This window comes from Lacticaseibacillus daqingensis (assembly GCF_003946115.1).
Taxonomy (GTDB): domain Bacteria; phylum Bacillota; class Bacilli; order Lactobacillales; family Lactobacillaceae; genus Lacticaseibacillus; species Lacticaseibacillus daqingensis.
Genome location: NZ_RHOH01000021.1, coordinates 1 through 7,950, shown reverse-complemented (window position 1 = coordinate 7,950; position 7,950 = coordinate 1). Strand labels below are relative to the sequence as shown.

7 protein-coding genes are annotated in these 7,950 nt (G+C 47.7%); 3 read left to right on the top strand and 4 right to left on the bottom strand.

The features are described 5' to 3' along the window. From EKM88_RS13025 to EKM88_RS13015, 3 genes are all read left to right on the top strand, one after another. A partial coding sequence (locus EKM88_RS13025; protein ID WP_164512104.1) for a transposase occupies positions 1-584 on the top strand: 584 nt, incomplete at its 5' end. Between the two features lie 408 nt (positions 585-992). Then, positions 993-1,496 carry a restriction endonuclease subunit S domain-containing protein gene (locus tag EKM88_RS13020; protein ID WP_125706723.1) on the top strand — a complete coding sequence of 168 codons (504 nt, stop codon included), beginning with the start codon at positions 993-995 and terminating at the stop codon, positions 1,494-1,496. 56 nt (positions 1,497-1,552) lie between these two features. Then, the gene (locus EKM88_RS13015; protein WP_125706722.1) at positions 1,553-2,482 is read left to right on the top strand and encodes a site-specific integrase; all 930 of its coding nucleotides are present in this window, start codon (positions 1,553-1,555) and stop codon (positions 2,480-2,482) included. Between the two features lie 175 nt (positions 2,483-2,657). Here EKM88_RS13015 and EKM88_RS13010 read toward each other — a convergent pair whose 3' ends face one another. The 4 genes from EKM88_RS13010 to EKM88_RS12995 are packed head-to-tail and all read right to left on the bottom strand — an operon-like array spanning position 2,658 to position 7,772. Further along, complete coding sequence (locus EKM88_RS13010; protein WP_125706721.1) at positions 2,658-5,669, bottom strand: type I restriction endonuclease subunit R; 3,012 nt, start codon at positions 5,667-5,669, stop codon at positions 2,658-2,660. Between the two features lie 55 nt (positions 5,670-5,724). Next, the gene (locus EKM88_RS13005; RefSeq protein ID WP_125706720.1) at positions 5,725-6,288 is read right to left on the bottom strand and encodes a restriction endonuclease subunit S; all 564 of its coding nucleotides are present in this window, start codon (positions 6,286-6,288) and stop codon (positions 5,725-5,727) included. A gap of 10 nt (positions 6,289-6,298) precedes the next feature. Then, the gene (locus EKM88_RS13000) at positions 6,299-7,573 is read right to left on the bottom strand and encodes a tyrosine-type recombinase/integrase (RefSeq protein WP_125572539.1); all 1,275 of its coding nucleotides are present in this window, start codon (positions 7,571-7,573) and stop codon (positions 6,299-6,301) included. After that, positions 7,566-7,772 carry a DUF3173 domain-containing protein gene (locus EKM88_RS12995; protein ID WP_003575700.1) on the bottom strand — a complete coding sequence of 69 codons (207 nt, stop codon included), beginning with the start codon at positions 7,770-7,772 and terminating at the stop codon, positions 7,566-7,568. Before EKM88_RS12995 ends, EKM88_RS13000 begins: the two co-directional genes overlap by 8 nt. Positions 7,773-7,950 lie beyond the last annotated feature (178 nt).

Genomic DNA, 7,950 nt, shown 5'->3' with positions numbered 1-7,950 from the left:
CCAAGCGCAGTGTTAAATTTATTGTCCGGCTGAAGAAGAATAACCGCATTAACGAACTCACCACAACGGCAACTCAATCCCCTGAGATGACGACTGATTTTCAAAGTGAAGACCACGAACTGGACTATCAAGTTAAAACTTTGGCGGATAATTATCGCGTGATCGTGCATTCTGAAAGTAAGGCTGAGTCTTTTCTTTGGGACGATCATACTTGGTTGGTCACTAATGATACGAAGATTCCGTGTGAAACATTGATCACCCGCTATCGTCAATGCGGAAGAGTCGAAGATCTGATCAAAGAATTGAAAGCCGGTTTTGCTTTCGACAAGACTGACAGTCACTCGTTTACGATGAACGCTGCTAGGGCCTTGATCAGTGCTGTTTCTTACAACATCGTTCAACTATTCAAACTCATTTTGATACCTTTTGACGCACGAAAGACAATCGCAACCTTGCGCTTTGAATTGCTCCATGTTACGGGTAAGATCACGAATCACGCGCACCGAATCGTCCTACATTTAGCTTCAAGCCAAGTTTTTAGTGGCTTTATAGGCAATGTGTTGAACGATATTTTGCAAATGTGACCAAAGCAACTAAATGGTCGGGCCTGGCCGAAATGTTGAAATACGTTCGGTCTATTTGGCGACGCCGACTCTGAATAAGTTGGCCAAAATCAAGGTGTATTGATTCGGCATGGCGAAGTTAGTGTCGCTATTGAGCCTATGGTTGTATTTCACAAACCTATGAATGAATCAGGATTATTATAGCGCCGATGTTGGAGTGTCGAGTGCTCATTTTCAAAAACATGAAAGCTTACATTATTGGAACGTTCTCACATAAAGTTCCAATAATCGAGGCGATAATATGGCGATTTACATGCTTTATCGCATTATTTGACGCATTATTTTACACTAAAAATGCATCATATTGTTAACCATGATATCTCGGTCAAACATTCGTACGTTTGGGAACAGCGTAAGCTACTAACCTTCGTGGAACGAGTAACAAAGCAGAGTGAGAGTCGAAACATCCCATCTGTCGAATATGAAGATATTCAAGCAGGTGTGGGATCACTCAATAAAGATGTGGCACAGAAGACGGTGCACAAGCGAGGTGTCGAATTTCAGAAAGATGACATTCTCTTTGGAAAGCTTCGGCCATATCTGGACAAACGACTTCATGCCAGCTTTTCAGGTATCGCTGTGGGAGACTTCTGGATCTTGCGGTCAACTAAGTCTGCGTCAAATTACACATACGCATTGATACAGGCAGATCATTTTCGGACATTAGCAAATCAAACTTCTGGGACAAAAATGCCACGTTCTGACTGGTCTAATGTTTCAAACGAGGAGTATCGAATCCCAAAGAGTATGCGTGAACAATCAGAAATCGGCAAGTTGTTCGACACGCTCGACGAAACTATCGCTCTTCATCAACGTAAGTATTTTTCCCTTCCACCTCCGAAATTACATTATTTCATTACCTATCGATTTTGAATTACAGTATGAGCGATGAACGGATTTCATCAATTAAATATTTCGGAGGCTATACAATGGAAACTACCATCACAAAGAGTTCACTCTTCTATCGCTATTTCAAAGAATGGTACGAACTTTACAAAGTTGGTGCGGTTCGCACTGTCACTTTGCAGAAATACGACATGACCTATCATCATCTAATTGCACTCGCACCGACACTTACGCTCAATCAGATCGACCGTAAAACCTACCAACAATTACTTAACCTTTTTGCCGACAACCATGAACGCCAGACCGTACTCGCCTTTCATCACCACCTGCGAAGTGCACTGTTAGATGCGTTCGATGAGGGCCTAATCAAAACCGATCCAACCCGCAAAATCGTCGTTAAAGGAATGGCCCCTGTGCCGAAAAAGGCAAAATACCTCAATCAGTTTGAACTACATGCAGTACTTTCAGATCTGGACCTTAGCGATACACCGAACTGGGACTGGTTCCTCCTTCTAGTTGCCAAAACTGGACTGCGCTTTGCTGAAGCGTTAGCCGTGACCCCAAAAGACTTTGACTTCACGCACCAATCACTGAATATCAAGCAAACTTGGAACTATAAATCAGCTAACGGTGGCTTTCAGCCAACTAAGAACTTCAGCTCAAAGCGCCGAATCCAAATCGACTGGCAGACAATTACCCAGTTCTCCCAGCTTGTCAAAGATCTGCCAGAGGATGAACCAATATTTGTTAATGGCAGAGTCTTCAACTCCACGGTCAACAACCAACTTCGCAAACACTGTGAGAATGTTGGCGTACCAGTAATCTCCATTCATGGGCTTCGCCATACCCATGCATCTCTACTCCTATTCGCTGGCGTAACGATTGCGAGTGTGGCCCGCAGACTCGGCCATTCCAACATGACGACGACTCAGCAAACCTATCTCCATATCATTCAAGAATTAGAAAGCCAAGATACCGACAAGGCAATGCGGTTCCTATCTGGGCTGGTCTAGCCTGTCGATCATGTGCATCGTTAGTCTAAAATGAATCATTTTCGTCAAATAAATCCCCGATTGTTACCACTGCTACATGCAGGATAACGGTCGGGGATTTCGATAAAGCGCTGTATGTTTTGCAAGGATAACTTCAGCAAGAAAAAGGCCTTTCCGACGTTTTCTAGACTGATTCTCACTTCAATTCGGAAAAGAACGCCAATAACCCGTCTTCGAAGTCAGCGGTTTCAAAGAATCCTAAGTTCTCTGACTCTTCAATCTTGTCAATACGATCCTTCAGCTTCGGGTTGTCATTTAGGCCAACGCCTGGCAAATAGCAATCATATGCTTCCATGATTGCGTTTCCGTTGTAATCATTGTCAGCAGACCAGCGTCTGATCTTCAATTCCTTCTTCTCCGTGCGGATGGTGCGGCGCGCGTGCTGAAGGGAATCTGTATCAAAGTGTTCAGTATAATCACCGCTTTCGATCCCATCTAGGATATCTTCGATCTCCGACCGGTTATCATCATCCATCGGTGTGATATGATCTTCAACCGCATCACGGTTAGTCGGAATCGTATCGTCGATATAGGTGTTCAACAGCTCAACCAGCTTGTCGTAGTCGATAATCTCGTGGTTGTACAGATCAATTGCGACTTTGATATTGGTCAGGTCGATTTTCTTATCATCAGGGAGTAGTTCGTTGACATCGTTGAGCCGCGCCTGGAGCGCACTGAAGCGATCCTTGTCTTGAATAGCCAACCTGACTTTCTCACCAGTTGGTTTGCCTTTCTCATCGAAGTCATCGACTGCCGAGCCAAAAGCGTAGCCTTGCTGGACCAATCGCTGGACCTTCTGATTCACTTCGGCAGCGATGACAGCAAATTCAAGTTGTTCCTTCTCAGAACGCGGCGTCTGGCTGAAGTCATCCCCTGCGATTGCTTTCAAACGCGCGATTTTCGGTGCCAAGTCGTTGATCTGTGTTGCCATCTTAGGCGCCAGAATATCATCATCGAATAAGTCTTGTTGCTCAGAATCATCAGGCTGATTCTTGGCGTCTTCGATCGTGTCGTTGCCACCTTTGGTATAGATAATCAATGCGTTGCGGACATTCTCCTCCATCAACTCGCCTTTACGGAAGAAGCGCACCTTCCCGTGCGGCTTCGCGTTCTTGTCGATGGTGCGGTTGGTCCGTGACATTGCCTGAATCAGCATACCTTCCTTCAGTAGTTTGTCTAAGTAGATCACGTTCACATACTTGGCATCAAACCCCGTCAAGAGTTGATCAGAAACGATCACCAGGTCCAGGCGTTGCGGCATCGTAGCCTCTTCGGCGGCGGTCAGCCGATGATTGTAGGGCTTCTTGTGGGCCAACCGCTTCGTGATATCGTTCAGGTAGTCGCGTTCCGGATTGGGGCTGTTGAGAAAATCTTGTGTGCCAAAGAAGGCAGTATAGTCTGTCATCGCTTGCTTCAAGGCGGCCTGCAAATCTGAACTACCGACACCATTCGCCTCATCACGCGAATAGGTCATCGCCACCCGCAGCTCTGGTGCCATCTCTCGAAACAGATTGTAGTAGGCCACAACTGCCTGTTTGCCAGAAGCCGCAAAGATCCCATGGAACTGATTGGGCTGGCGAACCCCCATCTCAATCGGACCAGAATGGTCGTCGGCCCACTGATTGAGAATATCTTGAACCACTTCCTGCCGATAAGGAAGCGACGTGTAGACCTCTCGCTCAAGTTCCTCTTCCGTCCATTCATTGTTGGCGTCAGCTTCCACATCCACCGTACTATAGGTCACATCGAAGCCCAACACGTTGCCATCGCCGATCGCGTCCTTGATGGTATATCGGTGTAGGCGTTTGCCGAAAACGTCATAAGTAGAAATTGCTCGCGACGTGGTCACATCATTGACTTCATCGCTATAGAAATTCGGCGTGCCTGTAAAGCCAAACCATGTGGTCTTAGGGAAAGCCGCCTTGATTCGCTTCACGGTATCGCCGCTGGCCGAACGATGCGCCTCATCCATCAGAATGACATTGCGCTCATCGGAGGTCAGGCCTGCTTTTACCGCTTTATCCAAACCTTGTACCGTGATCAGGAAAATGTGTGAGGCTGCATTTCTATGTTTGAGTGCCTTCTTGAGTTCATATCCCTTCACCACCTGAATCCGATCTTCAAACGTCTTATAAGCATACGACTTGAAGTTCTCGAAGGTCTGGTTAATCAGATCGACGCGATCGACAATGAACAAGACGTTGCGCACACGCGGCATCGCTGCCAATAACTGCGCAACTTTGAAAGAAGTGACCGTTTTACCGGAGCCAGTGGTATGCCACACATACCCGCCTTCTTTTTCAATCAAGCCGTTGGCATCCATTGTACGCATCCGATCCAGGATCGCGCGCGTTGCTTGAATCTGATAAGAGCGCATGACCATCAAGTTGTCATTAGATGCATCAGGGATCATGTTGACGGTGACCAGCCGATGTAGCGCTGGAATCCCCATTACCTGGTGAATGAAGGTCATGGTATCCGTAACGTCCTTGCCGTTGTCGTCGCGCCAACCAAAGCAAAAGTCCTTATTATAATCCTCAGTGCTTCGTGGTCGTGCCAAGTAGTGAGCTGAATGTTGTGACAAGATGAACTGCACCTGCACAAATGAGAACAGGCCAGTGTACATCCCGTCGCCATCATACTTCTGCAGCTGTTCGAAGGCGTTCCACTGATTCTGAAGGGATTCGTCCTTCTCCTCAATGTGTGCCACAGGCAACCCATTGATCAGTAGCATCACGTCGATGCGGCGTTTCTTGCTGAGGGTATATGGCAAGTCAGTGAAGGTGATCTGGTTAACGATCTCATAACGTGAGCGGCCACCGGCCACTTCATCTCCGTAGAAGATTTCAATTTCTAACTTGGTGCCATCTTCACGTAACAACGGCACCGTACCGACTCCGCCGGAACCGGCTAACATCAACTGCGCGTCATACGGTGTCTTGTTCTTGGCAACTTCCTGCTTAATCAGTGCAAATTCGCCGTCTGTGAGTTCCTTGCCATCCAGTTTTCTTGCATTATTCTGATTTAGAATCTCTCGCCAATGGTCATACAGGTGCGGCGCCGTCACACCGGAAAGGTCTTTGCGATAAGTCCACCCCTCATTCTTTAGCTTCTCGATCACTGCATCTTCAAATTTATTTTCTGCCATACATGCTCCCCCTCCTGTTTCGTTGAGATGTGTTCGCCGTACTGAAAAAGTCGAACTATACAAACAGTTTCTGCAGAAGGACTTTCTTTAGTTGTTTGAGGTCTTCGAGCTTACGTTGATGAAGAGCGATAGTATCGTTGATAACTGCAATAAATGCCCCAATTTGTTCCTGTTCAATCGTGGATGGGCTCAACACTGGAGCAGTTTTTACATCCTTAGAATTTACGGATTCGAAAGTTGAACCACTGCTGTACCGCGTCCAGTATCCTTCTAACTTTAACTTTTCAAGCAAGAAGAAAACGAACTGATTTGCTTTGAATCCTGCCACACCGCGGCCAAGAACGACCGGGAAGTCAGTCATTCCTACATCACCTACCGGGGCACGGACAGAGAATATTAGATCCCCAGGTAATGCTGACTTAGTTACTTGTTTCGTCCAGACTCGCGGTACAACGTGACCGTCTTTTATGTCTGCATTGCCTTGAACCAAAATATGATCATTAGGATTATCAGTATAATTCTTGCCATCTGGAGATTGCCCAAAAGTGATAACTGCAATATCTCCAAGCTTACGCTGTTCCCACTCGAGCGTATCTTCAGCGGCGGTAACCCTCGTCATCAATGGCTTTCTATGCCTCAACTGCCGTTTTGGCGGGGAGTTTGGCGGGGCTTAATTGATCGTACTTTACCGCCTGATTCCCCACGAACCGCACCTGATTCTGACCCGCCGTCTTGATCGTGATGTTACCCGCAATCTGCTCGGCGATGTCAGCATCTAGCCCGCCCCACAAGTGTGAGTAGTGCTTCAGCGTAATCTCAGGTGACGAGTGGCCTAAGCGCTTTGACAACACCAGCACCGAGACGTTGAACTCATTGATGAGATACGACGCGTGACTGTGGCGCAGCCCTTTGCCTTCGACCGGGTGCACATGCGCCAACTTGGCGTAGCGGTGGATAATCCGCGAAATCGTGGACTTGGTCATCGGCAAGCCGTCATAGGTCATGATGAAATCATCAACCCCACCCAGACCGAAACTCTTCTGCACCTCACGCCAGCGCCGTAGAATTGCCACGGTGTCATCATCGAGCGTCAAGATGCGCTTGCCGCTGTCTGTCTTCGTGTAGTTGTGGCGTTCCCAGTCATGCCGGTTCTTCATCACCAGCATGTGGTCAACGTGTAGCTGCTTCTTGGCGAGATCAACATCCCGCCACCACAGCGCTGTACCTTCGTTGACCCGCACACCAGTCAGGAAGTACAGCCACAACATCACGAAGTTCAGGTGCCCGTAGATATCATCAATGCAGATTTGCGCGATAACTTGTTCAAACTCGGCTTTCGTCCAAAATGGTACGCTGCTTTTGGCCTTGGGGATCGCCTTAACGCGCTTCGACACATTGCTGGACAGATACTGCATCTGCACCGCGTGGTCAAGGGACTTGCGGAAACAGCCGAACACCAATCCAGCATAGCCTTGCGAGTAGCCCGCACCGCCGTCTTTCTCATCTGTGAGCAACCACGTGCGGAAGTTCTGCACGTCGGTGATATCGATGTCACGCAGCAGCAAGTCGCCAAACCGCGCGATACAGATATCAAAGCTGCGATTACGGACGGCGAAGGTGCTTTCCTCCACGTCGGTTTTGTACGCTGGGATATACGAGTCTTTCATGAATTGGCGGTAAGTCATGCGGAAGTTCGTAAACCCATGCGCCTCATGATATTCGCGTTTCACCCGCGTGAGTTCCTTGTTCGCCGCAAACGCGGTGCTGAATGGCATTCCTTGACTGTCCTTCCGCCCTTTCTTGCGGACGCGCTTACCACTCATCTTATCGGTGCCTAACTCGGTTTCATAGTAGAAGTTACCTTTGGCGTCTATGAACACGCCTGGATATTTGGTTTTACTCATTCTCAACAGCTCCATTCATCGGTGATCCGAGAATGGACTCAACGACAGAACGCGGCACGCGCCCTAAGTTTCGGTTGAGATACAAGGGATAACCCTTTTGTACCATCCTTTGTTTCGCTTGTCTAATGATATCGCGCGCAGTATGCTGCTTAAATCCTAATGCCATCAGATCTTGATAGCAGACAAAGCTCTTATCCAATTACGTCACTTCCTTCTCGTTGATTGAAGTGAGATAATCAAACCAGATAGAACCCATATCTTATCTGTGAAGGGTGACTACTTGCTTTGGTCGGCGTAGTCTGAAGGCGGCGAAGCGAATTGCCCAACTCGGCGATCTTTTTTACCCCATTCGGTGCTAAAATTGACACCACTCGGCG